The organism is Thermostichus sp. OS-CIW-33 (assembly GCF_054059615.1).
This window is the reverse complement of sequence record NZ_JBSSCH010000008.1, coordinates 79,861-106,286: the sequence shown is the minus strand read 5'-3', so window position 1 is coordinate 106,286 and position 26,426 is coordinate 79,861. Positions and strand designations below refer to the sequence as shown.

Here is a 26,426-nt window from a genome sequence, read left to right as displayed (position 1 = left end):
GAGGAGTTGATTATTCTTATTCAATGAAGGGATCCAACCCAGTGGATCCCTACTTAGCAACTTGGATGTCAGCGCAGGGATTTTAAGAACTAGAAAGTAAACACAGCTCGCAAAGCCCCCACCCCAATGGTTGGGTCGTTGTCTCCGGGTCTGCCGCCATTGGGGTTGCTCACAAAGTAGGCAGCAGGCGTTAGAGTAATGTACTCGTTGACCGGGAAGCTGTAGTAGACGTCCACAACGAAGGGGCGAGTATCCCACACTCCGTCGTTGTCTGTGGTCACGATTGGCTGCCCAAATACAATCCCGCCTTTGGCACCCTCCACAAAGAGGTCAGGGAAAACAAAGCCAAAGAGGAAACCATTAAAGTCTTCCTCTCCCGGATCAACAGTACCAGCCGGTACCACATTGGGCAGGTTGTAATCCACATTGCCAGCCGTAAACCAGCCAGACAAGGTAATGCGAGGGCTGATTTCCCAGTTGGCTGCGACTGTAAAGGCGTTTACCCGCGCAGAGACATTGACCTGCGTTCTTCTTACCGGCCCGCGGAAGAGACTTTTACCCGTGGCCAGGAAGGTGGGGCCGTCGTTCGCCTGCTGCAGGTAGGTGGAAGCAAATTGGAGGTAGAACTCCAGACCCTTTGTCGGCAAGAAGCCCAGCTCGACGGTGTGAGCGCTATCATCACCTGTTAAGCCACTATCGCCAAAGCCTCTCCCCAGAGCTTGACCTCTTCTGGTGCTGTAGGCGTAGGCTAAACGAAACTGGTCGCTCAAACGGTAGCGAAAACCAAATAGGGTTCCGCTGGGCACATCTGCCGTAGAGTTGGGAGCATCGGCAAAGTCCGACAGGGCATCAAAGGGCGTGCTGTACTGCAGAACGCTCGACACTCCCGTGCCCGTAATGCCCGTGTAGATGGTAGCAGCGCGGTCGAAAGCAGGGAATTGATAAACCAGCTGGGCAAGAGTAAAGGTACCGCCCGCGCCTCCTTGGAAGCCAACGCCTGGGTCACCCTCAAAGAAGGTGGTTACCGCATCGCGAGCTTGGAGACGAATGCGCAGGCGATCGCGACCCACAAAAGAAGCATCGAAGTTCAAGCGTACCCGATAGGGAAGAGTCATGTTCGCCTGATTCTGCTCGGCTACCACTCTCCCTCGCACGACCCGGTCTTCTGTAAGGGCGCTGCCGAGAATTGCGGTGATCACCTGGGCGTTAAGCTTGGTAACTGGGTTGAAGATCTTCCCTTTCAGATCGTTAATATCAGCCTCTGCCGCATCCACCCGCCCGCGCAGGGCTGCCAGCTCAGCAGCAAATTCCTCTTGCAAGCGCTGCAGAGTGGCCAAGTCTTCCTTGGAGACTTTGTCGGCCAAACCGGCTGCAATCAACTCATTGATGCGATCCAAGCAGGCGTTCATACCGGCGGCAAACTCAAAGCGAGTCATAGCCCGGTTGCCGCGGAAGGTGCGGTCAGGGTAGCCGGCAATACAGCCGTAGCGCTCCACCAAGGATTGCAGGGCTTGGAAGGCCCAGTCGGTGGGCCGCACATCCGAAAGCTCAGAGATGGAGGTGACCGGCCCGGTAGCTTGGGCATAAGCCACTCCAGGGGTCAGGATCGCTGCTGCACCCAGAGTGCCGGCCAGCAGCGTTTTCCAGTAGTTCGCGTGTTTCGCGGGCATGTTTCTCTCCTTGTTCTTTTCCTCACACCTTTTTGGCTGTAGGGATGTCCTCATAGAAGCGACAAACTGCCTACCTCAACAACGAGCCTGGCAATCGCGGACTCTGGGAAGACATGATACAGCCGAAGTCCACATCGTCTACCACTTTACACACTTTCTGCGCGAGACTCAATGCGAGACCCAACTGCGGTAGATGATCGAGGCTCGATATCCACTACTCTACCTCAGGGATCCGGCTCTGGCTAGCGGGTGTATCTCAAACTGAGACAGAGCTCTCAAGCTGCAAGCTCCGGTGGGGATGGGCGGTACCGGACTCGAACCAGTGACATCCTGCTTGTAAGGCAGGCGCTCTACCGCTGAGCTAACCGCCCCCGAGGGATCCCAGTCCACCGAGTTTAGCATTCCCAAAGGACTATTTCCCCATACCCAAGCTCTGCGCCTTCTGGTACACCTTGCCCTCGGTCAGGAGGGAGGGGGCAATGCAGATCTCCACCTGCTGCATTTCTCGAAGATTGGCAGCCCCCAGGGTGGCCATGCTAGTGCGCAGAGCACCCCAGAGGTTGTGGGTGCCGTCGTCCAGGCGGGCGGGGCCGCGCAAGATTTCTTCTAGGGTGCCGGTGGATCCCACGCGGATGCGGGTGCCGCGGGGCAAGATGGGGCTGGGGGTAGCCATGCCCCAATGAAAGCCGCGACCGGGGGCTTCATGGGCGCGGGCCAAGGGGGATCCGATCATCACTGCATCGGCTCCACAAGCGATGGCCTTGCAAATATCGCCGCCGGTCACCAATCCGCCATCTGCAATGATGGGAACGTAGGCGCCGGTTTCCGCCAAAAACTGCTCCCGTGCAGCGGCACAGTCGGCGATGGCCGTAGCCTGCGGCACTCCCACCCCCAACACGCCGCGGGAGGTACAGGCAGCCCCCGGGCCGATCCCCACCAGGACACCGGCAGCTCCGGCCTGCATCAGCTCCAGAGCGACATCGTAGGTAACGCAGTTGCCCACCACAACAGGAATGGGCATCGACCGGCAAAATCGGGCCAGATCCAGCAGTTCCATGCCTTCGGGAACCTTGTGGTGCACCGAAACCACCGTGGCCTGGACGAAAAACAGATCCCCCCCGGCTTCCGCCACCAGGGGGCCGTATTGGGCGGCGTGGGCGGGCACGCAGCTAGCGGCGGCAATGGCGCCAGCAGCTTTGATCTGGCGGATGCGTTCTTGGATTAGCTCTGGCTTCACCGGCTCGCTGTAGAGGCGCTGCATTAGGGGCACAAACTCGTCTTTGCCCACCGACGCAATCTGATCCAACACCTCATCGGGATCGGCGTAGCGGGTTTGGATGCCATCCAGGTTCAACACCCCGAAAGCTCCCAGCTCCGAGAGCAAAATGGCCATTCGCACATCCACCACGCCATCCATGGCGCTGGCGATGATGGGGATTTGCCGTTGGATCCCTCCCAGGGTGAAGTGGGTATCCACCAGGCTGGGATCCAGCGTTCGTCTGCCTGGGGCCAGCGCGATTTCATCCAGCCCGTAAGCGCGTCTTGCCTGCCGATTGCGGCCCAGTTGCACGTCCATTTTTCCCCTGTTCTGCGGATCCCTTGTTCTTATCATGCCGCCAAGGAGGGATCCAAGGCTAGCGAGAGTTTTGTTCTTCTGGTTGGGATTTCCACCTGCGATCCCGGAGCGGGTCTCAATCCGCCTCAGAGGTTCGAGGGGGCAAGGGCGTGAAAATGTGCCCTTCTTGCAGGTTGCCGAAACTGCGGCAGCGCTCGGATCCCCAGCGGAACCCGTAGAGGGCGATGTAGGCACACATCAACGCATCCACCTGATCTTCGTAGTTTTTGAGTCGACGGCCCTTGAGGGATCCCACCTCCACTTGGAGCAACGCTTCGTGGCCCCGGAGAGCTGGGTCAGCGGCGGCTAGAGAGTGCAGATGATGCTGGTAAAGCCGCCAGGCTTGTTGCCGTTCTGGCCAGGTGCGTCGGGGGCGGGCCTTGTATTTTAGAGTGCGGCTGAGGCCAAAGAGGCTGACCAAGGCGCTGTGGGGGAAGACCTCGGTCACTTGGCGGGTAAGTTTTCCTCGCTCGATGCTGGCCTGCTCCCGAAAGCCATAACTGGCTAGGGCTTGCACCAAGGCTTCCCCTCTCACCTGGCCGTTTTTTTCTAGAAGCCGGCGGTTGGCCGGGTGGGCCCCGGCTGCGTAGGCGCGAAACACCCGGTTCAGTTCGGCCTCGGCCCGTCGCTGTCCGCTGAGGTTGGGGACGCGCAGGGGGGCATCCACCGCCACCAAGCAGGGATCTTCGCCCGCCTGAGCTTGAATGTAGTCCAGGATCTCCTCATCCGTCTGGAGAATGCGGCTATCCACCAGATAGCCTGTCAAGTTCTGCCTGCCGGGATCCCCGAGCTGGACTCGCAGCGTGGCCAGACCGGAAGGGTTGCGGGGCGACCAAGCCAGATCCAGGCCAATGCAAATCAACTGAGCCACACCGCCTTCCCCTTTTCCTCAAGTTCGACAGATCAAAGCCATTTCCAAGAGCCAGTTTGAGGCAGTTCCCGATTGCATGGCTCCGGCGCCCTCACCCCCAGCCCCTCTCCCAAAGGTAGAGGGGGATCAACGTCACAGACAGTTGCGCTGCTGTTGCATGGGTATTGGGAATGATCCCGCCAGCTCGCCTGTCTTGATAAAAAATAAAAATCCATAAAAAAGGGATCCCACCAGGGGATCCCGAAAGATTCATCCAAGATGCCTGGCCAGGAAGCGAAGTGCCCATGGGCTCTTCGGTGAGCCTCAGGGATCCACCTCGCTGTGGCGGTCAACGGATTAGTAGTCGTAGTCACTCATGCCGCTGCCGCTGCTTGCCGGCGTGTTGGTTTTGGGCTCGGGCTTGTCCACCACGATTGCTTCGGTGGTCAGCACCATCCCCGCAATGGAAGCGGCGTTTTGCAGGGCGGAACGGGTAACCTTGGCCGGGTCTACAATGCCCGCTTCGAACATATCCACGAAGGCGTCGTTCTGGGCATCGTAGCCGGTGTTGAAGGGCTTGTCTTTCACCCGCTCCAGCACAATGGAGCCGTTTTGGCCGGCGTTCTCAGCAATGCGGCGCAGCGGAGCGCCCAGAGCGCGGGCGACCAGGTTGGCCCCCACCAGTTCATCGCCGGACAGGTTGGCTTGCGCCCACTCGGTTACCACTGGGATCAGGTGTGCCAAGGTGGTACCGCCGCCGGGAACGATCCCTTCTTCTACCGCCGCTTTGGTGGCGTTAATGGCATCTTCCAGGCGCAACTTGCGGTCTTTCATCTCGGTTTCGGTGGCCGCGCCCACTTTGATCACCGCTACACCGCCGGAGAGTTTGGCCAAGCGCTCTTGCAGTTTTTCTTTGTCGTAGGTGGAGTCGGTTTCCTCAATTTGGCGACGAATTTGCTCGCAACGGGCTTTCACAGCCGCTTCGTTGCCTTCCGCCACGATGGTGGTGTTGTCCTTGGTCACCGTGACGCGACGGGCAGTGCCGAAGGAATCGAGGCGAGCGTTCTCCAGCTTCAGGCCGCGCTCTTCGCTGATCACCTCACCGCCGGTCAGGATGGCGATGTCTTCCAGCATGGCCTTGCGGCGATCCCCAAAGCCAGGCGCTTTCACCGCCACCACGCTCAGCACACCCCGCAGCTTGTTCACCACCAGGGTGGCCAGCGCTTCTTTCTCGATGTCTTCGGCGATGATCAGCAGAGGACGACCGGCGCGGGCCACCTGCTCCAGAACCGGTACCAGGTCTTGCACCAGGGTGATCTTCTTATCGGTGATGAGGATGTAGGGGTTTTCCAGAACCGCTTCCATCCGCTCGGTATCGGTGACGAAGTAAGGGGAGATGTAGCCCTTGTCGAAGCGCATCCCTTCCGTCACTTCCAGCTCGGTGGTCATGGACTTGCCTTCTTCCAGGGAGATCACCCCTTCGCGGCCCACCTTGTCCATGGCCTCGGCAATCATACGGCCCACTTCTTCATCGTTACCGGCGGAAATGGCCGCCACCTGGGCAATGGCTTTGGAATCTTCGACCGGGCGGGCATGTTCGGCGATTTTGTCGACCAAGAACTTCACCGCCTTGTCGATCCCCCGCTTTAGGGCAATCGGGTTGGCGCCGGCAGCCACGTTTTTCAGACCTTCTTTCACCATGGCGTGAGCCAAGACCGTGGCCGTGGTGGTGCCATCCCCAGCCGTGTCATTGGTCTTGGAAGCCGCCTGCCGGATCAAGGAAACGCCTGTGTTCTCAATGTGGTCTTCCAGCTCAATTTCTTTGGCAATGGTTACCCCGTCGTTGATGATTTGGGGGGCGCCAAACTTCTTCTCCAGCACGACGTTGCGCCCTTTGGGACCCAGGGTAACGGCTACGGCTTCTGCCAAAATATCCATGCCGTGCTCTAGAGCGCGGCGGGCTTCTTCACTGAAGATGATTGATTTGGCCATAGTCAACCTCTCCGATGCAAATGCAGGTAAGGGTGAAACAGAGTCTTAAGGATTCAATCGTTCGTTGAACTGCTGCTGAATCACTGACCATTACTGAACAATGGCGAGAATGTCCCGCTCGGCCAACAGCACATATTCATCGCTGCCCAGCTTGACTTCGGTTCCGGCATACTTGGAGTAGAGCACTTTGTCGCCGGCTTTCAGTTCCATCGGGATCAGCTTGCCCTCGTCGTTGCGCTTGCCAGGGCCAACAGCAACCACTTCCCCCACCTGGGGCTTTTCCTTGGCAGTGTCCGGCAAGAAGATCCCACCTGCGGTTTTCTCGTCCTGCTGAGCGATTTTGACCAGCACGCGGTCGCCCAGCGGCTTCAGGGTAGAGACGTTAAGAGCTACTGCAGCCATGACGAATGTCCTCCGTGATCCTAAAGCACGAAGCTGAAGTTTTCATTTCCATTAGTTCCACTTCCCCGAAGGGAAGCGACTTAGCACTCTCGACTTACGAGTGCTAGTTTATCAGCCAACTTTCTGGCCTGACAATAGCCTCTGTCGGTGGGATCCCGCTTTTGGCGGGTACGGTCGGGGTGCGGATCCCCCTACTTTGGGGTCTGCTGTGGGATCATGACCTGAGTTGGGCTTGGTTGAGAAGGTGTGGATCCCGTTGTTTCAGGTGGATGCGTTTACGGCAGTGCCTTTTGCAGGTAACCCCGCGGCGGTGTGTTTGCTGCCTCAGGAGCTGCCAGAGGCGCTGATGCAGGCCATTGCCGCAGAGAACAATTTGTCGGAGACGGCTTTTTTACTGCCTCAGGGATCCCAGGGCGAGGTTCCCCACTATGGGCTGCGCTGGTTTACGCCGACGACGGAGGTGGATCTCTGTGGCCACGCCACCTTGGCTGGTGCCCATGTGCTGTTCACCGAGGTGCATCCTGAGGCGGAGAGGGTAGCCTTTTCCACCCGCAGTGGCCTGTTGCAGGTGCGGCGGCAGGGGGATCGCCTGGCCATGGATTTTCCTGCTCGCAGTCCGGAACCTTGGCCAGAAGCCAAAGAGCAAGTAGCAGCAGCTTTAGGGATCCCACCCGTGGAGCTATACCGGGGGGACATGGGGGTAGCGGTGCTGGCTTCGGCGGGACAGGTGCAGCAGGTGCAGCCGGATCTGGTTCAGGTTCAAGCGCTCCCCGTTCCGGGGTTGATCGTCACAGCCTCTGGGGCGGCTCTGGGGAATGGGCCGGATTTTGTCTGCCGCGTTTTTGCCCCTCGGCTGGGGATCCCGGAGGATCCGGTGACGGGATCCGCCCAGTGTCTTTTGATGCCCTATTGGGCCAAACGCCTAGGTCGCTCTGAGTTACAGGCCCACCAGCTATCCAGCCGCGGCGGGGAGCTCTGGTGTCGCGATCTCGGCTCTCGCGTGGAGATTGCCGGGCAGGCTGTGCAGGTGATCAGAGGAGAGCTGAGGCTACCTTAGAACCCTACCGAACAAAAAACACCCCGGATATGCTTCCGAGGTGCAGGCTAGGAAAGAGCTTGAGCTAGCCAAGGATTTCGGCGGCTTGAATGAGCTCCACCTGCTTTTTCTTCAGCACCAACAGCACCTGGGTAATGGTAATGGCTGCCAGGAAGGCCACCAGCCATTTCACCCGCTCCGGGCTTTGCAGCACCAGATCCCGCTCCACCTGGCCAAAGCCGCCCACATTGGGATTGTTGGTGACGGGATCCCCTTCTTTGACGCTGTCGCCAACGGCAACCACCAGTTCCGGCCCAGGCGGCACCACCAGGTTTTGGATCCCACTTTCGCTCTCGAAGCTGAGAACTCTCGTGCCCGGCAGCTCGTATTCCGGGGGCACCAGGCTGGCCAATTCAGCCGGCAGATCGCTGATATCGGAGTTGAGGGTGGCGATGTTGACCAGACGCCCGGTGGCCGGAGCGCGGAAAACGTTGTTGTTGCTGAGGCTGCCGTCGGGGTTAAGCTGACCGCGACCCCGGTTGGCCCCAATGTAAACGCGATACTTCATGAAGGCCACCGAGGGATCCTCTTTCGGGTCAGGGGCCACCACTGGAAAGACGATTTCTTGATGCTGCTCGCCCGGCAAAGGCCCGACCAGGAGGATGTTGGGCTTCGCGTCGCTGTAGGGGGTGATGTAGGTCTCGGCAGTTTCTTGCCGTTGTTCCTCGGTCATCTCGGCTTCGGTGGCTAAACGGAAGCCCTCCGGCAAGACCACCACCGCGCCCACATTCAACCCACCCTTGCTGCCGTCTGCCAGCACCTGCTGCTTGCTTAGGTCATAAGGGATCCCAACTTTGATGGTGAACACCTGGCCGGGGGTGACGGCCTGGGGCACCTCGGCGCGAGTGGGCATGGCGTTCAGGTGGCAGTTGGCACAGACAATTTTTCCAGTCGCCTCGCGGGGGTTGTCGTAGGCCATCTGGGCATAGTAGGGGTAGGCTGCCGCCGGACGTGCCCCCATCCCCAGCAACAGCAGCAGCCCACAGAAGGCCAAGCAGATTCGCTTCATAACTCTCAGCTCAGAATGAATTTCCATCACAGGTTTAGGACACAGTCTTGGAACAGCCATCTCGACAATTTGCCCCAAATCGTTCGGCAAAAGCCGGCACAGCCAGCGGGATCCCTTGCCCTTTAGGTTTCCCGGAAATCGGGGCCTTGCCAAGGGCTGAAGCGGACGTTGTCGCCATCCACAGTGGCGCTCACCAGCTCCAGCGAGCGGGGAGCCGGCCCCCGAATCACCTTGCCATTGGCCGCGTACTGGGATCCGTGGCAAGGGCACTTAAACAAGTTTTCCCCCACATTCCAGGGCACCACGCAACCGAGGTGGGTACAAACCGCGTTGAGGCCATAGTTGGCCACCGCCCCATTGTCGATCACGATGTAGGTGGGATCCCCCTTCAAACCTTGGGCCAGCACCCGATCCGTAGCGGCATGGGTGGCCAACAGTTCACTGACGCTGATGGGCTTGCCGAGAGCGTCCTGAGCTATGAGGCCCTCACCCCCTCCACCGGAAGAGGGCGGGATAAAGTACTTCACCACCGGGTAGAGGGCGCCCACCACCACGACTCCCACAGAGCCACTGAGCAGGGCATTGAGAAGAACCCGCCGGCTCATGGGGGGCGCTTCAAAGTTGCTAACCGCTTCCGTCATAATGGCAAATGCAGACCTGAGAAGTTTTAACGTTCGTTGACAAGCGACATCATCCTAACCGACCCCTCTGGCCAATATCGTTAAGAAATGCAACGCTGGAAGAGGCCGTAGCCTTTCTTCCCAAGGTGAGCGGCCCACCCGGCAAGGTTGGAGCCAGATCCAAGCCAGTCTCAAGCAGTCCTGATGAAGGGATCCGACTTTCAAGCTTTGTTGCGCGAGAAGTGGGGCTATTCCTACGACGTGCAGCTGCGGCGTATCCAGCAGAAGGTGGTGTTGCTGGTGATGTGGCGCTACCTGGAGCAGCCCTCCTTTCCCTTGAGCGAGGCGGAGTATCTGGCCCACTTGGAGAGAGTGCTGGCCCATTTGCAGGCTTGGGGGGTGTGGGAATCGGTGCGCCGGGAGATCGAGTCCACCCGTCAGAGACCTCGTATGGGCAAGGCGGTGGCCATTCCTCTGGATTTGCAGAAGGTGGGGGAGCGGGTCTCGGAGTGGTTGCTGTGAGTTCTCCGGGGGAGAAAAAAGTCCAAGCAAACCCAAGCGCCGGATTCTCCGGCTGGGCAAGAAACTCGAATGGGTCTCAGCTCAAACGGCAGACCGGGAGTTTGCCCAACGGCCATGACCTCTCTAGAGGGGACGCGGCTTGCGCACTTGTTCGGTTTCGGGGCGATCCTGCTGAGCTTCGGATTCCAAAAGTTGGCGGAATGCCGGCTCGTCCAGACGGTAGTCCCGCTGCTCGATCAAATCCCGGTCGGTTGAGTAAATGGTGTCCGACTCTTGCACAACTTCTTGACGGCGGAAGCGGCGGGCAAAGTTGAGTTTGCGCAGCAGCGCCTCTGTGGGATGCTGCAGATGCTCTCGCCAAAGCTGCCGGACACGATTGCGACGCTCCACCCCCTGGTTGCGGATTTGCAAGGCTAGCCAGCGAACGGCGGGCACCGCCAAAAACAGCGTGCCGTAGAGGAAGAGGAAGCCGATCAACGGGTAGATGAAGGCCAAAAAAGCATTGCTGCCGGCTGCCGCTGCCACCTCTTCCCGTGCCCCATAGAGAATGGCGGCCAGAAAGAAATTGAGAACTCCCAAACCCCCTGCCAGGGTCAGTTGACCAGGCGTGGCCCGGCTGAACACCCAAGGTTTCTCCTGCAACACTTCGGGGATCCCCTTGGGCTCACGCTCTGAGGCGGCCACCTGCAGCTCTGGGAAGCGGTAGACAATGTCCCCATCCTCGCTGACCTCCGGCTGGCCGTCGAACTTGAGCAAAATGGGCAGCATGTAATCTTCGTATTCCAAGGCCGGGGATCCCGGCTCCACATCCAGGTAGGGCAACACCTGTTCCGCTGCGATCACCCCCCCATTGGCACGAATCAGTTGGCCAATGAGGGCATAGCGCTCCTCCTCCAGGTTGGCATTGGGATCCCCGTCCCCAAAGAGGAAGCTGTACACCGCTTCCAGGAAGTTCAGCTCGGATTTTTGCGGCTGGCGGGGGCGCGTCCGACCGGAGTAGCTGCCATAGTAGGGATAGGGATCCCAGAAGGGGTTGCCGATCCAAAGGTTGGGGAAGTAATAAAACCCTATCCCCCGCGATCGGCTGCGATTGTCCTGCTCGCGGCTACTGGCCATCTGCAAGGCAATCAACGCTAGGACAATCAAGACAATCGACACCACCAGCAGGATGCCGAAGGAGATGCGCAACCCATAGAGGAAGCCCCCCCACAACCGGCGACGCAGGGCTGCTAGCCGATCCTGCTGCTCCTTGCGCTTGAGAATGCTGCGAAAATCCGGCGGGAAAACATAGGTAATCTCCCCCTGCCGGGAAACCTGGAGATGCCCCTCCGCCTTTTGGGCCAAATTCAGCAGCTCTTGTTTGGCCTCGTGTAGAGCCAAGCCCGTGCTGGATGCAATATCTCCCAGCGTGACCCGCAGGCCCAACTGTTCCACTGCATCCATCACCAATGTTTGTGTAGCCACTCTTAACCTCCGCTTTCCGCCCCCATTGTCGAGGAGCCTTTGGGATCCCTAGGACGCAGATCCGCTCCCCTGAGCTAGACCTATCGTTTCCTCTACTCCCAGTATCTCCCCACTAACCCAGCAGCGGCGAGGGTTATACCCCCCTCTAGGGCAGCCAAGCCATCACGGCCAGCAGGGTCGAGAGGATCCCGATCAACACCCAGATGAGGGGCTGGGTATCCAACGGGGGATCCGCTGCCCGGCGGCTGAGGGGATCCCCAGAAGGAGCGCCAGATCTTGGGGAAGGGCCTTTGGGTTGAGAGCGCCCATAGGCCAAGCGGTATTCCGGGGGATCAGCTTCCTCCAGCCGGCTGAGATCGGGAATTTCGCTCAACCACTCCGCTGGACGCCGCAGACGAGGGGCTTGCCAGATGCCCAAGACATAGCGAGCCTGCTGGGCGACTTCTGGATCTGGGTTGCGCAGCAAGGTTTGGGCCAACAGGATGGCCTCCTGCGTTTCGCCAAGGGCTTCTTGGGCCAGGGCCTGCCAGAGCCGTAGCTTACCCGACTGCGGATAGCGGCTTTGGGCCTGCTTAACCTCCTCTAGCGCCTGCCGATATTGTCCTCGCTCGAACCTCAACTGGATCAGAGCCAAGTGCTGAGACAATCTCAAGTCTTCGGGAAGCGTCATGCTCAGGATCCGCAGGCTAGGTCAGCTTCTGTTCTACCCCAAACCCCACCAGCAACAGCTCCTGCAAAGGCTGACCCTGAGGGGGACGTTGGTAGGTAAGGATCTGCCGCAGGCGCAGGCGCGGATTCAGTAGAGTGATGGTATCTACAGCAACCACACGAGTGTAGGTGGTGGTCATCACCAGTTGCAGGGATCCGGGATCAAACCGGAAAGCCGCCACCATCGGGCGATCTTCCTCGTAGGCCCGATCCCGCAGGTAGTCTCCCTGCAGCCCCAGGGGGGTTTCCTGCCGAGGGACAAACAGCATGTTCAGCTCTTGCCCGGCCTCCTCCCCCGTTTCGGAAACGGTCTCAAAAGCCAAGTGAAAGCCCAAAAAACCATCCACGTTGTGGTTGGGGTAGTTGTTGTCGGTGAGCACCTTGTGCTTGAGCTCAGGGGTGAGAGTGCGAATGGTGAACTCGGTGCGGGAGCGCTCCACCTCGCCACGGTCTAGGTAATGGTAGGTGCGCTCTGTGCGCCAAGCCCCAATGCAGCAGTTGAAAAAGTGGTGAAATTGCTGGATGGCGTTCATGCGGGCGGGAGCGGACAGAGTCAGAGATCAGCGCTGGACGGGAAACCCTGCTTTCGATCCTAAAACGAATCGAAAACAACCAGGAATCCAAATCCTGAATGCCAACGATTGAGTTCTACCGTGGGATCCCCTTCCTCACGGGCTTTTGGCCACCGGGATCCCTTGGGTCTGCCCCAACAACTCCAAGGCTCGCTGCAGCTGGATGTCCTCCGGCCCGGCCAAGGTTTCTGCCGTCAGGGGAATGGATCCCTCCGCCACCACCACATCGGGCTGGATCCCCTGGCGATGAATGTCGTGGCCGCTGGGGGTGAGGTACTTGGCCGTGGTCACCGCCAGCCCCGATCCATCCGCCAGCTCCAGCAGGGATTGAATGAGCCCCTTGCCAAAGGTGCGCGTTCCCACCAGTTGAGCTCGCCCACTGTCCTGAAGTGCCCCGGCCAACACTTCACTGGCACTGGCGCTGCCCTGGTTCACCAAGACCACCAGCGGTGCCTCTGTAAGCACCTCGCCGGTGGCGGGAATGCTGTCCTGAATGCCGTGGCGATCCGTCACCAGCACAATGTCACCCTTGGGGATCCAGAAGCGGGCGATCTCAATGGCCGCCTGCAAGAGTCCCCCCGGATTGTTGCGCAAATCGAGAATGTAGCCCCGCACCCCTTGAGCTTCTGCGGCCCGAATGGCTTGGCGGACTTGAGCGGCAGCATTGCCGTTGAACTGGCTGAGGCGAATGTAGGCCACCGATCCCTGAGGCAGCTCAAAAAAACGGGTGCGCACGGGGTTGATGGTGATCGATTGGCGCACCAGCTCCACCTCCCAAATGCGATCCTGCCGCTTCAGCTTCAAGGTAACCGGCGTGCCACTGCGCCCCCGCATCCGCTCGGCCACTTCGTCCAGACTCAACCCCGCCACCGGCACCCGATCCACCGCCAAAATCTCATCCTGGGGTTGGATCCCGGCCTGCTCGGCAGGAGTGCCTTCCATGGGGGCAATCACCCGCACAGCGCCTTGCTCGTCGATAGCAATCTGCAAGCCGACACCGCTCAGCTCGCCGGCTGTGGAGGTCTGCAGGCTGAGGTAGTGCTCTTTATCCAGAAAGCGAGTAAAGGGATCCCCCAGAGTGGCCAACATCTCCTCAATGGCCTGATAGGTCTGCTTGCGCTCCTTTAAGGGCCGGGAGAGAAACCGTTGCCGCACCTGCCACCAGTTTTGCCCGTTAAACCCCGGATCCACATAGGCCCGATCCACATAGGCCCAAGCCTGCGCCAGCAGTTGCTGCTCTTCTCCCCAGCGGCTGGCCTGCCCTGTACAGGCGCCAATGCCCAAACTCGCCCAGAGCAAACACCCAAGCAAGACAAGGCGGATCCCCCACCCTCTCCAGCGGATCCCTGTGTATCTCGGCTTCTGCACAACCATCGATCCCAAAAAACATTAAGAAACATGAACAAAACGCAATATCGAAAACTTGCCTGGCCTCCTGGGATCGAGATCTTCGTCCCCAAGCTGAGCCCGACGCCAGGATGGTGTTAAAAGATTGTGTTACATTGCTGAGGAGAGTGGGCTTGCCCCGCCCTCGAGATCCAATTTTTCAAGAATTGCAGGCATTATGAGCAAAGTTTACGACTGGTTGGACGAGCGGCTGGAGATTACGCCTTTCGTCGACGACGCAACAGGGAAATTCATTCCGCCTCACGTTAACATCTTCTACTGCCTCGGCGGGGTGACGCTGGTGTGCTTCTTAATTCAGTTTGCCACCGGCTTCGCCATGACGTTTTACTATCGTCCTACGGTGGCTGAGGCCTTTGAATCGGTGAACTACATCATGACCCAGGTGAACTTCGGCTGGCTGCTGCGCTCCATCCACCGTTGGAGTGCCTCCATGATGGTGCTGATGATGATCCTACACACCTTCCGGGTCTATCTGACAGGGGGATTCAAGAAGCCCCGCGAGCTGACCTGGGTAACCGGTGTAATCTTGGCGGTGCTGACCGTCTCCTTCGGCGTTACCGGCTACTCCCTGCCCTGGGATCAGGTGGGCTACTGGGCGGTCAAGATCGTCTCCGGTGTGCCCAGTGCCATTCCGGTGGTGGGCGACTTGTTGGTGCAACTGATCCGGGGTGGCGAAGCGGTTGGTCAAGCTACCCTGACTCGCTTCTACAGCTTGCACACTTTCGTGCTACCCTGGCTGACCGCAGTCTTTATGACCATGCACTTTTTGATGATCCGCCGCCAAGGCATTTCTGGGCCTTTGTGAGCAAGGTTTGACTCCCAGACGCCTTTGACTTTCCTGGTAACTGGGATCTTTACCTGCCCCTTTTTCAGAACTTTTGCCCCTAGATAAGGAGAACTCTCATGGCTGTCTCAAAACAGGTGATAGCGACCGAGGCCATTACCCGCAAGGTTGATCTAGACAACCCCAAAGTTGTAGCCAAGCTGAAGAAAAACATGGGCCACATGACCTATGGTGAGCCTGCGTGGCCCAACGACTTGCTCTTTATGTTTCCGGTGGTGATCTTGGGCACTATTGGGGTGATTGTCGGCCTGTCGGTTATGGATCCTGCAGGCGTGGGTGAGCCGGCGGATCCCTTTGCTACGCCTCTGGAAATTCTGCCGGAATGGTATCTCTACCCCGCCTTCCACATCCTGCGGATTGCTCCCAACAAGCTGTTGGGAATTGCTCTGATGTCTGCCATTCCTGTGGGTCTCTTGTTTGTGCCCTTCATCGAAAACGTCAACAAGTTCCAAAACCCCTTGCGCCGCCCAGTGGCGACAACGGTGTTCCTGATCGGCACCTTGGTCACCCTCTACCTGGGCATAGGTGCCACCTTGCCCTTGGATAAGTGGGTCACCTTGGGCTTGTTCTAGAGGAACATCTGGGACTGCAGCTTGGTGGGTTGCTCGCTCGAGAGTGCAGCAGGTCGGTGGCCGGGCTGCACTTTCTCTTTTGGAGAGCTTTTTGGAGAAGTTGTCTGCAAACCTGTGTGCCAAGGGATGGGCCAGCCCGCCGAAGTGGTAGTATCTCTACGCCCTCGTTTTCAGCTTGACTGCCCATGAGCGCTCCTTCTCCCACTGCTCGAACCTATCGGATCACAGCCCTTGCCGGAGATGGCATCGGCCCCGAAATCATGCGGGTGGGACGAGCCGTTTTGGATGCAGTTGCCCGGCAGATGGGATTTGCTCTCCAGTGGCAAGAGGGCCTAATCGGCGGGGCTGCCTACGACCAGACTGGGGATCCCTTGCCGGCAGAAACCCTGAAAATGGCTCAAGAGAGCGATGCCGTTTATCTGGCTGCTGTCGGCGACTTCAAGTACGACGCTCTGCCTCCTGAGAAACGCCCGGAGCGGGCCTTGTTGGGCTTGAGGGCGGGGCTGGGGCTGTTTGCCAACTTGCGCCCGGTAAAAGTCTTCCCTCAACTGGTGGGGGCTTCCTCCCTGAAGCCAGAGGTGATCTCGGGGATCGACCTGGTGGTGGTGCGAGAGCTGACGGGGGGCATCTACTTCGGCCAACCTAAGGGAATCTTCACGGATGCCCAGGGATCCCGGCGTGGCGTGAACACCATGGTCTACAGCGAAGCTGAGGTGGATCGGATCGCCCGAGTTGCCTTTGAGCTGGCCCGCAAACGCCGGCGCAAGCTCTGCTCGGTGGACAAAGCCAACGTTCTCGAGGTGTCGCAACTGTGGCGGGAGCGGGTCAATGTCATTGCGGCTGAGTACCCGGAGGTGGAACTTTCCCACCTGTACATCGACAATGCCGCCATGCAGTTGGTGCGCTGGCCCAAGCAGTTCGACGTCATCCTCACGGGCAATCTCTTCGGCGATATCCTCTCCGATGAAGCGGCCATGCTGACCGGCTCTATTGGTATGCTGCCCTCTGCCTCTCTGGGATCCTCTGGCCCCGGCCTATACGAGCCGGTACATGGGTCGGCTCCCGACATTGCCGGACAAGACAAAGCCAACCCCATTGCCCAGGTGCTCTCCGGCGCCCTGATGCTCCGCTACTCCCTGGATCAGCCGCAAGCTGCCGACCGCATCGAACAGGCGGTAGAAGCCGTTTTGGCGCAAGGGTACCGCACCCCAGACCTCTACTCTGAGGGAATGACTTTAGTGGGTTGCCAGGAAATGGGAGAAAAGTTGGTGGCAGCCCTGTCCCAGCAGCAGGCGCAATAGCCTTTTTCGGGGCCACAGGCTACAGCCAAGGCAGACGTGCGGCGATTTCCAAGCAATTTCCAATTGTGGGGATCCTTGGAGCTACGCCCAACCGGCTTCAGGGAGAAGGTCGACCTCCTCGGTGGTTTTAATGGCCTCTTCCGGTCGAGGTGTGGCTTCTTGGCAGCGCTCCATGGCTTGAAGAAGCAGGGCTTCCCCTTCCTGCACCGTCTCAATGCGACAGAGGAGAGCACGGAATTGAGAGGCTCCGGCAAAGTCTTTGATGTACCAAGTCATGTGCTTGCGGGCCTGACGGATGCCACGTTCTCCCTTGTACTCCCAGAGACCGCGCAGATGCTCTAAGGCCATTTGAATCCGCTCCAGGGGAGTGGGGGCCGGTCTTTCTTGACCAGTTTTCAGGAAGTGATCGATTTCCCCCACCAGAAAGGGATAGCCCATGGTGCCGCGGGAGCACATCACCCCATCGGCTCCGGTTTCCTCCAAACACTTCACCGCTGCGGCTGTCGAGAAAATATCCCCATTGGCGATGACGGGAATGCGCAGGTGCTGTTTGACGCGGCGGATCCAGTCCCAGCGGGCTTTGCCGTTGAAGCCTTGGGCGCGTGTTCGGGCATGCAGGGTGAGCAGTTGCGCCCCTGCCTCCTGCAGACGGTGGGCAAAATCCAAAATGTTGATCTCCTGATCTGACCAGCCCAGGCGCGTTTTCACGGTTACGGGCACCTCCACTGCGTTGGCCACCGCCTCCACAATTCGCGCTGCCGTGTCGGGATCGCGAAGCAGAGAAGAGCCGCCGCCGTTTTTGGTAATCTTGTTCACCGGGCAGCCCATGTTGATGTCCACCAAGGTCGCCCCTTCGTCCACCGCCATGCGGGCCGCTTCTGCCAGAAAGTCAGGCCGACAATCAAACAGTTGGATGCCAATAGGCTGCTCCCCCTCGCCGACCTCCATGATGCGGGGCAACTGGCGGGCATAGTGCAAGCCGGTCGCACTGACCATTTCCGTGTAGACCAAGCTGTGGGGGGCAAAACGGCGCACCAGCCCTCGAAAGACCTGGTCGGTTACCCCTGACAGTGGCGCCTGAAAGACGCGACTCAAAACCTTCACCCCACCGATATTGAGGGGCTGGGACAAGCGGGCTTGGAGTTCCGGCGAAAGCTGCAGGCCCATCGGGATCCGGAGAAAGCTATCCCTCTTTGTTGACAAAGTAAAGAAGACCCATGATGCGCGCTCGTTTGATCGCGGCAGTGAGCTCCCGCTGCTGTTTGGCGGTCAGGCCGGTGATGCGGCGGGGCAAGATCTTGCCTCGCTCGGTAACAAATTTCTTGAGCAGCTCCACATCGGTGTACCTAATGGGCTCTCCCGGCTTAATGGGAGACAGGCGGCGGCGAGCGTAAACCATAGGTCAGGAGAACGGCGAAACGGCTTGAATTACTTAATCTCTTTGTGGACGGTGTGGCGGTTGCAGTGGGGGCAGAATTTCTTCAGCTCTAAGCGGGCTGTTGTGTTACGGCGGTTTTTGGTGGTGGTGTAGCGGTTCACGCCTGGAGAGCGCTTGTTGACGTTGGTGCGGCACTCCGTACACTCCAGAGTAATGATGATGCGGGCACCCTTTGCTTTGGCCATGACGGATCCCAAGACGAAGGTAAACGGCAATGAGGAAACTGCAATCCCAGATCCTGAGGCTGGAGATGGGGGTTTACCTCGATAAGCGCGATCACCAATTATCCAACTTTTCCTTGACGGAATCAACCCAAGTTTTCACTTGCTTGCCCGTTTGTTGCCGTAGGCTACGGGCGTTGCGATCCACATCTTTGCTCAGGCGCTGCAACTGCTTGGACAGATCCCGCACGGTGTCATTGCGCTGGGCTTGGCGCAGCAGGTCGCGAGCAGCCGATTTGACGTCGTCAGCAGCGTCCCCCTCTAGGATGTCCTGCAAAAACTGCAGGACTTTTTCATCCAGGTGATAGCCCCGCTCCGCTTCCACGACCAGGGTGCGTCCAGCCCGGTCGTGAATGGTTTGGCGTTTTTCCTTGTCGAAGACGGCAAACAGCCCATCCGCAGCCAGAGGCACCAGCAGGGCCTCCGTGAGCACAAAGAGGGAGAGCACTCCCTCTCGAGCCAGAGAGCGAACCAGGTGCGGCGAGGCTTCGGTTTCGGGATCCAGGGTTTTGATGTTCAGCAGCCATTTGCCGAGGCTTTGGCCCTCAGGGCGGGACTGGAAATAGCCGCGGTTCACCAGCCAGGTGGCGAAGAAGGCGAGATAGCCGGTCATGTCCACGGCGCCTGCATTGGCCCCTACCAGAGCAGCCAAGCCTTGGGCTAGGTAGGAGATCCCCAGCCCCAGCCCAAAGTCGAGGGCAAAAGCCCCAATTCGTTTGCTCCAAGGAGCCAATTTTGGCAGGGGTTCTCCCTCAGCAGCCGTTTGCGGGGCTGGCCGCTCGGCTTGAACCGGGGGCAGAGAAGTGGCAGGGGGCAAAGCGCTGAAGGTTCGCCACTCGCCAGCACTTTGATCCAGTTGTTCGGTTTTGGGCCGCTCTGGAAATTGGGGGCGTTCGGGGTAGGGTCTGGGATCCGTCATTGCCGGTTGAGACAGTCAGTTCTACCATTCTAGCGAGGCAAGCCCACACCCACCGGCAGAGGGGACGGGCTGCGACGGGGGATCTCGTAGGTCAGCCGATCGCGGGCCAGCAGGGTATTGGGAAAAATGGCCTGAGCTTCTGCCAGCAGGTCTTCCAAGGTAATGGGGGCCTCTGGGGTGTAGCGGGGGCTGAAGTGGGTGAGGATCAAAGCTTGGGCCTTGGCTTCGGCGGCCACTTGGGCGGCCATGGCGGCGGTGGAATGCTTAGAGCGGCGGGCCAGCTCCAAGTCAGCCTGAGCGTAGGTAGCCTCGTGGATGACCAGATCCGCAGCCCGGGAGAGATCAACAGCATTGCGGCAGAAAATCGTGTCGGTGCAGTAGGAGAATTTGCGGCCCGGAATGGGATCCCCGACATAATCCCGTCCGTGAAAGCAGCGGCCCTGCCAGATGATGGATTGGCCGGCCTTGAGCTGCCCATACAGAGGGCCAAAGGGGATCCCATCGGCTTGGGCTTTGGCCACATTAAAGCTGCCTGGCCGATCCTGTTCCACCACGCGGTAGCCGAAGGCGGGCACCCGGTGATCCAAGGGCGCGCAGAAGACGGAGTATTCCGGCTCTTGCAGGATGAGACCGGTTTCGACGGTGTGAACGCGGAAGCCGTAGGGGATGCGCGTCTCGCTGTAGCGCAACACGGCCTTCAGGTACTCTTCCAGGCCCGGCGGGCCGTAGATATCGATGTGCTCAGGGGTGCTGCCCAAGCCACAGGAGGCCAACAGCCCCGGCAGGCCGTAGATGTGATCCCCGTGCATGTGGGTGATGAAAATGCGGCGCAACTGGCTGGGGCGCAGCTCGTCTAGGCGCAGCAACTGGTGCTGGGTGCCCTCGCCGCAATCGAACAGCCACCATTCCGACCGCTGGGGAAACTGCACCGCCACCCCAGAGACATTGCGCTGGCGGGTGGGCATGCCGGAGCTGGTGCCCAAAAAGGTGATCCGAATGGCATTGGGATCTGTCACAGGGGCAAGACCTCAAGGATTGGGATCCCTAGCTTACCAATTGCTCTCGCTGGCCGAGAAAAAACCCTTGATAGGATGGGGAGTAGAACGTACCCTTGAGCCTTCTCGTCATGATCACCCTGACCGACAGCGCCATCCAAGAGTTGAAGCGCCTGCGCAGCAAGTACGAAAAAGAGGGATCCCAGCCCATCCTGCGTCTAGGGGTCAAGCCGAGCGGCTGCTCTGGCCTCTCTTACGTAATGAACTTCGAGTCTCGGGCCAACCCTGACGATCACACCTTCGACTTTGGGGATATCCAGGTGGCGGTGGATCCCTTGAGCATGACCTTGATCAGCGGCACCACCGTCGACTTTTCCGAGGATCTGCTGGGGGGCGGTTTCCGCTTCAGGAACCCCAATGCAGTAGCTAGCTGTGGGTGTGGCACCTCCTTTGCCACTGCTGAGACTGCTGCTGTCGTTGGTCACTAAAGTCTCAATCGCTGCCTCCCACCCGCCTTTGGGCGTCAACGGTTGGAGGGCTCTAGGCTGGGCAGCCAAAGGACAAACCAAGTCCATCCCTTCTGGCTGGTGACCCGGATTTGGCCCTGCAGATACTCCACCCACTGCTTCACCAAGGCCAGTCCAAGGCCGCTGCCCGGTTGCGCCCAGGGATCCTCAGAGGGCACCCGGTAAAAGCGTTCGAAAAGGTGGGGCAGGTGTTCAGGCTCGATTTGGGCGGTATTGCCGACTCTTAACTCAACCCCACCGGGAAAGGCTTGCACCTCTAAGCGGAGGGTTCCGCCCGGCTGGGTGAACTTACAGGCATTTTCCAGCAGTTCCTTCAGGATCAGGGTTAGCCGCTGCGGGTAGCTGTAGAGCACTGCCGGGAATGAGGTCAGCTCTGCCATCTCCAGCTTCAGTTGCCGAGCCTGAGCCCGTTCTCGCACCCCGTCGAGCAGGCTTGTGCAAAGGCTGTGGAGATCGATGGCGGCAGCCGCAGAGCCCAACTCCTTGGCTTCCAGGCCCTGCAGATCCAGCAACTTGTTGATCAGCTCAATTTCAGCCTGACACTCTTCCAAAGCGATGCGGTGGTATTGGCACTGCTTCTCGTTGAGAGGAGTGCGGCCCAACAGTTCCAGGGCCAACTTGATCTTGGTGAGGGGAGTGCGCAGCTCGTGGGAAACGCTGGCCAGAAAGCTATCCTTGAGGCGGTTGAGCTGCTGCAGATCCTGCACCTGGCAGGCCAACTGGGCAGTGCGTTCTTGCACCTTGGCTTCTAGGGCTTGGTTGAGTTCCCGCAGGTGGCGTTGGGCTTGGCTGGCCTGGATCAGGTGGCGGATGCGCCGCTTCAAAACCGACCAGCGAATGGGTTTGGAAATGTAATCGCTGGCCCCGGCAGCAAAGGCTTCATCCACGCAGGACTCATCTTCCAGCGCCGTGACGATGAGAATGGGCAGATCCGAGTTTTGAGCATGGAGGCGGCGACAGCACTCAAACCCATCCACATCCGGCATGACCGCATCCAGCAAGACCATATCCACTGGGTGTTGAGCGGCTAGCTGCAGACAGACTTCGCCGCTGCTGGCTTCCAGGACTTGGTAGCCTTCTCGCTCAAGGGCGTAGCGAACCAAGAGTCGCTGGCTGGGCTCATCGTCCGCGATCAACAACAACGGCTTCTTTTCAGGCGAGGGGGATCCCGCCTGGGCCTCAGGAACCGCCGGCGAGCTGGCCGGAGGGTGGGGATTGGGCCTCAGCATAGGCATTGAGAGGAGAGGGAGAAAGGCTCTGCACTCAGAGACTGAGGATAACTTGCCGATATGCCACCTCCAGCTTCTGCAGGGCTTGCTCTATAGTATCCCATTTTACAGAACTGGCTGGCTCGGCATGAACCAGCTTTTCCAACTGCTGACACAGCTCGGCCAGACGTTTGGCGCCCAGGGTGCTGCTGCCGCCTTTGAGGCGGTGGGCCAACCGAGCAATGGCTTGGGGATCCCGCTGCTCTAGGGCCTGCCGCAGGGATCCCAATAGAGCTTCGCTGTCCTGCCGGTAGGTTTGGATCATCTCCTGCCAGGCTTCTGGAGAGCTGAAGACTGCCCGCATCTGGGCGAGGATAACGGGGTCGAGGGGCGGATCCTCTTCTTGGCTGGCCGGGATGGGAAGGGGAAGGGATCCCTGAAGAACCCGGACTAGGGTAGCCGGCTCCAAGGGTTTGGTTAGATAGCCATCTACCCCAGCAGCTTGGGCAGCAGCACGGCCTTCCGAAAACACATTGGCCGTGAGGACAACAATGCGAGGCTGGCGCTCAGGAGGCAGTTCAGCGCGGATGCGACGGGTGGCCGAAAGACCATCCAGCTCCGGCATTTGCATATCCATCAACACCAGATCGTAGGGTCGCAGGCGCAGAGCTTGGACGGCTTCCAGACCGTTGCCGACTATGTCGGGCCGGTAGCCCAATCGCTCCAGCATGAGGCGAATCACCTTCTGGTTAACCGGGTTATCCTCTGCCACCAGGATCTGAAGCGGGTAGCGGCTGGCCAGGGTCGCGTCCCAAACGGCGGGAGGAGCAGCGGGCGAAGGAGCTTTTTCTCCCACAAGCCCCAGCAGCAGCTTCCGCAGTTGGGAGGCTTTGACCGGCTTGGCCAAAGTGGGGAGAGGGTCTGCTGTGGAGATGAAGTTGCGCCCCGTCAGCACTAGCGGTAACAGGTGGGGTTGCGCTGTCTGCAGGTTAGCCGCCAGGGTCAAGCCATCCCGGTCTGGCAGGGTGGCATCCAGAAGGGCCAGGTCAAAAGGACGAGTTCTAACTGCAGCCTGGGCTTCTGCCGCCAAGGCACAACAGGTTACCTCCATGCCCCAAGCGCTCAGCAGTCGGGATAGCAACTGCCGTTGACTGGCGTTGTCTTCCACCAGCAAAACCCGCTTGCCGGCCAAGCACGGATCCGGTGCGGCGGTTGGCAACAGCTCCTGGTCTGGCCTCTTTAGGGGGATGCGAAAGCGAAAAGTGGATCCCTGGCCCGGCTGACTTTCCACCCCGATTGCTCCCCCCATGAGCTGGCAGAGACGCTGGCTGATGGCCAAGCCCAGGCCGGTGCCCCCAAACTGGCGGCTGATGGAGCTATCCACCTGGCTGAAGGGCTTGAAGAGGCGATCCAATTTTTCGGGGGGAATGCCAATGCCGGTATCCCGCACCTGAACGTTGACCCATTGCTTTTCAGGATCCCTCTCCCCTGCCTCGACCGTCACCACCACCTCTCCCTGGGGGGTGAACTTGATGGCGTTGCTGAGCAGGTTGGCCAAAATTTGCCGCAGGCGGCCCGGATCCCCTATCAAGGTTGGCGGCAGGCTGGGATCCACCCAGGCCATCAGCTCCAGCTCCTTGCTCTGGGCTTGGGCGGCCATCAAATCCAGCAGCTCTTCCACCAACTGCGGCAAGGAAAAGGGTATTTCCTCCAGTTCCAGTTTTTGGGACTCGATCTTGGAGAAATCGAGGATGTCGTTGATTAGGTTCAGCAGCACCTCGCCTCCATAGCGGATGGTCTGTACCCAATCCTGCTGCTGCGGATCCAAGGAGGTGTCCAGGAGTAGACTGGTCATCCCCAAAATGGCGTTGATGGGGGTGCGGATCTCGTGGCTGATGGTGGCCAGGAACTCGCTCTTGGCGCGGCTGGCGGCTTCGGCAGCTTCCTTGGCTGCTTTCATCTGCTCTTCTGCCAGCTTGGCTACGGTGATATCCCGTCCGGCGGCGTAGACCAGGGATCCGTCCAAAAAGGCTCGCCACTCGATGAAGCGATAGCTGCCGTCCTGAGTGCGGTAGCGGTTGACGAAGTGATCCAGCCGTTTCTCTTCGACAAGCTGCTGCATGGCGGCCTGTGTGGCGGGGACATCTTCCGGGTGAACCCACTCCAAAAAGGGTCGGCTCTGCAGCTCCTGCAGAGAATAGCCCAGCGTAGTCTCCCAGGCTCGGTTGAGACGGCGAAAGTACCCTTGGGCATCGGCAATGCAAAGCAAATCCAGAGCCACCGAGAAAAACTGCTCCAGCTCCGCTTCTGCCGACTTGCGGGCAGTGATGTCCACCGCGGTAAACACCCAACACGGGATCCCGCGCAGAAGTAGCGGCTGGACAAAGACATCTTCCCAAACCTCTTGGCCATCTCGCCGCTGCCAGTGCCACTCAAAGCGGGCGGATCCCTGCTGGCGGGCTTGCTCCAAGTAGGACTGCAGCGAGAACTCCCCGCCCCGAAGAGCCTGGCGATAGGGAGACTGCTCGGAAGCGTCGAAGGCTCGCAGCTCCTCCAAACTGGAGAAGCCATAGGCCGAAATGGCTTGGGAGTTGGCCTCCAGGATCTCGCCGGTCTCGGCATGACGGATGAGGATGGCCACAGCGGCATTCTCAAACAGCGCCCGGAACTTCTGCTCGCTTTCCTGGACGGCCTGCTGGGATCGCACCCTGTCGGTTACATCGCGGACGATCACCACCACCTCTTGGGGGTTGAGGGGCACAATGCGCACCTCTTCGTGGCGGGTCTCCCCTTCAATCTCGATGCTTTGGTCGTAGCGCTGCCGCGTCTGGGTAGCTATAGCCTGCTGAACAAAGAAAAGCCGCTGCTCGGCCAATTCCGGTGGCAAAAGCTCCTGCAGGGATCGGCCCACGTAGGTGTCGGGTGAGCTATAGGGAACAACCTCGCCCCCCCAGACAAAGCTCAAGCAAATGCCCTGGCTATCCAGGCGGAAGATCAAGTCGGGAATGGCTTCTAGAATGGCTCGCTGCACCTGTTCAGCGGCTTTCAAGGCCAGCTCTGCCTGCTTGGCTTCTGTAATATCCCGCACGATTGCCAGGACTTCCTGGCTGTTGAGAGGGACAATGCGGGCCTCTTCGTAGCGTACCTCCCCTTGAACTTCAATGCTGTACTCGTAGCGCTGTTGGGTTTGGGTGGCCAGGGCTTGCTGAACATAGAAAAGCCGCTGCTCTGCCAGCTCCAGCGGCAGAATTTCCCGGGGGGATCGGCCCAAGTGCTGCTCGGCTGGAGTGTAGAGATGGATATCGCCTCCGGAAATAAAGCTCAGGCAGATGCCCTGGCTATTCAGGCGAAGGATGAGGTCGGGGATGGCTTGGAGAATGGCCCGCTGGGTGGCTTCCATTTCTCTAAGGGCCAACTCCGCCTGTTTCCGCTCGGTGATATCTCGCACCAGGATGTAAACTTTGTCTCTCCCGTGAGCGACAACGCAGGCTCTCCGATAGCAGCGGATCCCCGGCTCAATCTCAACTTCGTACTCTAGGTACTGCGGCGTCTGGCTGACCAAGGCCCCCTCCGCCAGAGATGGATACTGCTCTTTCAGCGAGCCAGTAAACACGTCTTGGGCGCGGCGACCCACGTAAAACTCAGGCGGATGTCGGGTGGGAACGTAAGGGGAAGGCTTGCAATGAAGAATGACTCCCTCGGCGCTGAGCTCAAAAATCAAGTCGGGAATGGCCTCGTAGAGGGCGCGGTAGCGAGACTCGCTTTCCTGTAGAGCCCGCTCCATCTTGACCCGCTCGCTGATGTCGCGGCTGGTGATGAGGATCCCATCGCCCACCGGCACCACTTGGTGATGGATCCAACTGGCCTTCAAGCCCGGCTGCCCCGAAATGGGGAACTCCTCTTCCAGAGGAATGCCGGTTTCCACCACTCGCTTGTATTTCTCAAAAAAGCCCCCCCAGCGGTTGATGGGCAGCAGCTCGCACAGCCGCTGGCCGATGATCTGCCGGCGCTGGAGGGAAATGAGCTCTTCCCCCTTGGCGTTGACATCCACAAAGACAAAGTCGCGGATCTCGCGGGTAACGGGATCCCGCACCGCCTCCAGCAGGTAAATAGCATCCAAGCTGGCTTCCAAGGCTGCCCGAAAACGAGCCTCTGGGCCAGGGCTGCCCCTAAGAAGTTGGAAAGGAAATCTCAGGATCCTCCGCAAGACAGAAAGCTGCTGCAGGCCGAGCAGCAGAAGAGCCAAGAAGAGGGATCCCAGCAGCCAAAAGGCAAGGCCAGAGGGATCCACCAGGCCCACCGTTTTCCCTACCGCCCATAGCTCTCTGTGCATAGAACCCAGAGATTCCTGCCCCCTTTCCACAGTATCCCAGCAAGTCTTTCCAGCTTATCTTGGAGGTCAAAAGGGGAAGCTCAGCTAACTTGCGGAAATGGCCTCTATGCAATGGGCAGGATTCCTCAAGAGTGGCTTTTT

The 26,426-nt window shown here is 59.3% G+C and carries 24 protein-coding genes and 1 tRNA gene; 6 read left to right on the top strand and 19 right to left on the bottom strand.

All coding sequences use genetic code 11. The features are described 5' to 3' along the window. Positions 1–89: 89 nt before the first annotated feature. From ACVWZG_RS07950 to groES, 6 genes are all read right to left on the bottom strand, one after another. Positions 90–1,670, bottom strand: coding sequence for an iron uptake porin (locus ACVWZG_RS07950; RefSeq protein WP_457405870.1), 1,581 nt, complete (start codon positions 1,668–1,670; stop codon positions 90–92). 299 nt (positions 1,671–1,969) lie between these two features. Further along, a tRNA-Val gene (locus ACVWZG_RS07945) sits at positions 1,970–2,041 on the bottom strand. Positions 2,042–2,082: 41 nt separating this feature from the next. Beyond that, entirely contained in the window at positions 2,083–3,246 is a 1,164-nt protein-coding gene (locus tag ACVWZG_RS07940) for a GuaB3 family IMP dehydrogenase-related protein (RefSeq protein ID WP_457405868.1), read from the bottom strand. A 115-nt stretch (positions 3,247–3,361) separates the two neighbouring features. Continuing rightward, on the bottom strand, positions 3,362–4,156 hold the full coding sequence (locus ACVWZG_RS07935; RefSeq protein WP_457405866.1) for a DUF429 domain-containing protein: 795 nt from the start codon (positions 4,154–4,156) through the stop codon (positions 3,362–3,364). Positions 4,157–4,492: 336 nt separating this feature from the next. Then, positions 4,493–6,127, bottom strand: coding sequence for a chaperonin GroEL (groL, locus tag ACVWZG_RS07930; RefSeq protein ID WP_011433224.1), 1,635 nt, complete (start codon positions 6,125–6,127; stop codon positions 4,493–4,495). Positions 6,128–6,217: 90 nt separating this feature from the next. Next, positions 6,218–6,529, bottom strand: a complete 312-nt coding sequence (gene groES / locus ACVWZG_RS07925; protein ID WP_011433225.1) for a co-chaperone GroES — start codon at positions 6,527–6,529, stop codon at positions 6,218–6,220. Positions 6,530–6,773: 244 nt separating this feature from the next. On the opposite strand from groES, the gene ACVWZG_RS07920 reads away from it, so the two are divergent. After that, entirely contained in the window at positions 6,774–7,586 is an 813-nt protein-coding gene (locus ACVWZG_RS07920) for a PhzF family phenazine biosynthesis protein (RefSeq protein WP_457405928.1), read from the top strand. Positions 7,587–7,650: 64 nt separating this feature from the next. Here the strand turns inward: ACVWZG_RS07920 and ACVWZG_RS07915 are convergent, their stop codons facing one another. Next, positions 7,651–8,634: an apocytochrome f gene (locus ACVWZG_RS07915; RefSeq protein ID WP_457405864.1), complete on the bottom strand. Its 984-nt coding sequence runs from the start codon at positions 8,632–8,634 to the stop codon at positions 7,651–7,653. A gap of 122 nt (positions 8,635–8,756) precedes the next feature. Continuing rightward, on the bottom strand, positions 8,757–9,275 hold the full coding sequence (locus tag ACVWZG_RS07910; RefSeq protein WP_414351678.1) for a cytochrome b6-f complex iron-sulfur subunit: 519 nt from the start codon (positions 9,273–9,275) through the stop codon (positions 8,757–8,759). A gap of 183 nt (positions 9,276–9,458) precedes the next feature. Between ACVWZG_RS07910 and ACVWZG_RS07905 the strand changes: the two genes are divergently transcribed. Next, a complete protein-coding gene (locus ACVWZG_RS07905; protein ID WP_414408353.1) occupies positions 9,459–9,776 on the top strand; it encodes a DUF3067 family protein in 318 nt (105 codons plus the stop codon). A gap of 123 nt (positions 9,777–9,899) precedes the next feature. On the opposite strand, the gene ACVWZG_RS07900 is transcribed toward ACVWZG_RS07905, so the two are convergent. From ACVWZG_RS07900 to ACVWZG_RS07885, 4 genes are all read right to left on the bottom strand, one after another. Next, entirely contained in the window at positions 9,900–11,240 is a 1,341-nt protein-coding gene (locus ACVWZG_RS07900) for a hypothetical protein (RefSeq protein ID WP_457394385.1), read from the bottom strand. A 145-nt stretch (positions 11,241–11,385) separates the two neighbouring features. Continuing rightward, on the bottom strand, positions 11,386–11,910 hold the full coding sequence (locus ACVWZG_RS07895) for a hypothetical protein (protein ID WP_457405863.1): 525 nt from the start codon (positions 11,908–11,910) through the stop codon (positions 11,386–11,388). Positions 11,911–11,926: 16 nt separating this feature from the next. Beyond that, a complete protein-coding gene (locus ACVWZG_RS07890; RefSeq protein ID WP_414400675.1) occupies positions 11,927–12,481 on the bottom strand; it encodes a phycobiliprotein lyase in 555 nt (184 codons plus the stop codon). Positions 12,482–12,616: 135 nt separating this feature from the next. Next, a complete protein-coding gene (locus ACVWZG_RS07885; RefSeq protein ID WP_457405861.1) occupies positions 12,617–13,894 on the bottom strand; it encodes a S41 family peptidase in 1,278 nt (425 codons plus the stop codon). Between the two features lie 190 nt (positions 13,895–14,084). Here ACVWZG_RS07885 and petB point away from each other — a divergent pair, with 190 nt between their 5' ends. From petB to leuB, 3 genes are all read left to right on the top strand, one after another. Further along, a complete protein-coding gene (gene petB / locus ACVWZG_RS07880) occupies positions 14,085–14,732 on the top strand; it encodes a cytochrome b6 (RefSeq protein ID WP_041436518.1) in 648 nt (215 codons plus the stop codon). A gap of 98 nt (positions 14,733–14,830) precedes the next feature. After that, complete coding sequence (gene petD, locus ACVWZG_RS07875; RefSeq protein ID WP_011433236.1) at positions 14,831–15,343, top strand: cytochrome b6-f complex subunit IV; 513 nt, start codon at positions 14,831–14,833, stop codon at positions 15,341–15,343. A gap of 185 nt (positions 15,344–15,528) precedes the next feature. Further along, complete coding sequence (gene leuB, locus ACVWZG_RS07870; protein WP_457394427.1) at positions 15,529–16,644, top strand: 3-isopropylmalate dehydrogenase; 1,116 nt, start codon at positions 15,529–15,531, stop codon at positions 16,642–16,644. A gap of 81 nt (positions 16,645–16,725) precedes the next feature. Here the strand turns inward: leuB and dusB are convergent, their stop codons facing one another. The 5 genes from dusB to ACVWZG_RS07845 all read right to left on the bottom strand — a co-directional run bounded on the left by dusB (position 16,726) and on the right by ACVWZG_RS07845 (position 20,238). Then, on the bottom strand, positions 16,726–17,811 hold the full coding sequence (dusB, locus tag ACVWZG_RS07865; RefSeq protein WP_414375158.1) for a tRNA dihydrouridine synthase DusB: 1,086 nt from the start codon (positions 17,809–17,811) through the stop codon (positions 16,726–16,728). A 16-nt stretch (positions 17,812–17,827) separates the two neighbouring features. Continuing rightward, positions 17,828–18,043: a 30S ribosomal protein S18 gene (gene rpsR / locus ACVWZG_RS07860; RefSeq protein WP_011433239.1), complete on the bottom strand. Its 216-nt coding sequence runs from the start codon at positions 18,041–18,043 to the stop codon at positions 17,828–17,830. Positions 18,044–18,072: 29 nt separating this feature from the next. Then, positions 18,073–18,267 (bottom strand): 50S ribosomal protein L33, encoded by a 195-nt coding sequence (rpmG, locus tag ACVWZG_RS07855; RefSeq protein WP_011433240.1) that lies wholly within the window; start codon positions 18,265–18,267, stop codon positions 18,073–18,075. A gap of 91 nt (positions 18,268–18,358) precedes the next feature. After that, a complete protein-coding gene (locus ACVWZG_RS07850; RefSeq protein ID WP_414375156.1) occupies positions 18,359–19,222 on the bottom strand; it encodes an RDD family protein in 864 nt (287 codons plus the stop codon). A gap of 29 nt (positions 19,223–19,251) precedes the next feature. After that, positions 19,252–20,238, bottom strand: a complete 987-nt coding sequence (locus ACVWZG_RS07845; RefSeq protein ID WP_011433242.1) for a ribonuclease Z — start codon at positions 20,236–20,238, stop codon at positions 19,252–19,254. A 110-nt stretch (positions 20,239–20,348) separates the two neighbouring features. Here ACVWZG_RS07845 and ACVWZG_RS07840 point away from each other — a divergent pair, with 110 nt between their 5' ends. After that, positions 20,349–20,705 (top strand): HesB/IscA family protein, encoded by a 357-nt coding sequence (locus ACVWZG_RS07840; protein WP_457405925.1) that lies wholly within the window; start codon positions 20,349–20,351, stop codon positions 20,703–20,705. A 35-nt stretch (positions 20,706–20,740) separates the two neighbouring features. On the opposite strand, the gene ACVWZG_RS07835 is transcribed toward ACVWZG_RS07840, so the two are convergent. Then, on the bottom strand, positions 20,741–21,973 hold the full coding sequence (locus tag ACVWZG_RS07835; protein ID WP_457405859.1) for a hybrid sensor histidine kinase/response regulator: 1,233 nt from the start codon (positions 21,971–21,973) through the stop codon (positions 20,741–20,743). Between the two features lie 34 nt (positions 21,974–22,007). Beyond that, positions 22,008–26,285, bottom strand: a complete 4,278-nt coding sequence (locus ACVWZG_RS07830; RefSeq protein ID WP_457405857.1) for a PAS domain S-box protein — start codon at positions 26,283–26,285, stop codon at positions 22,008–22,010. Between the last annotated feature and the right edge of the window lie 141 nt (positions 26,286–26,426).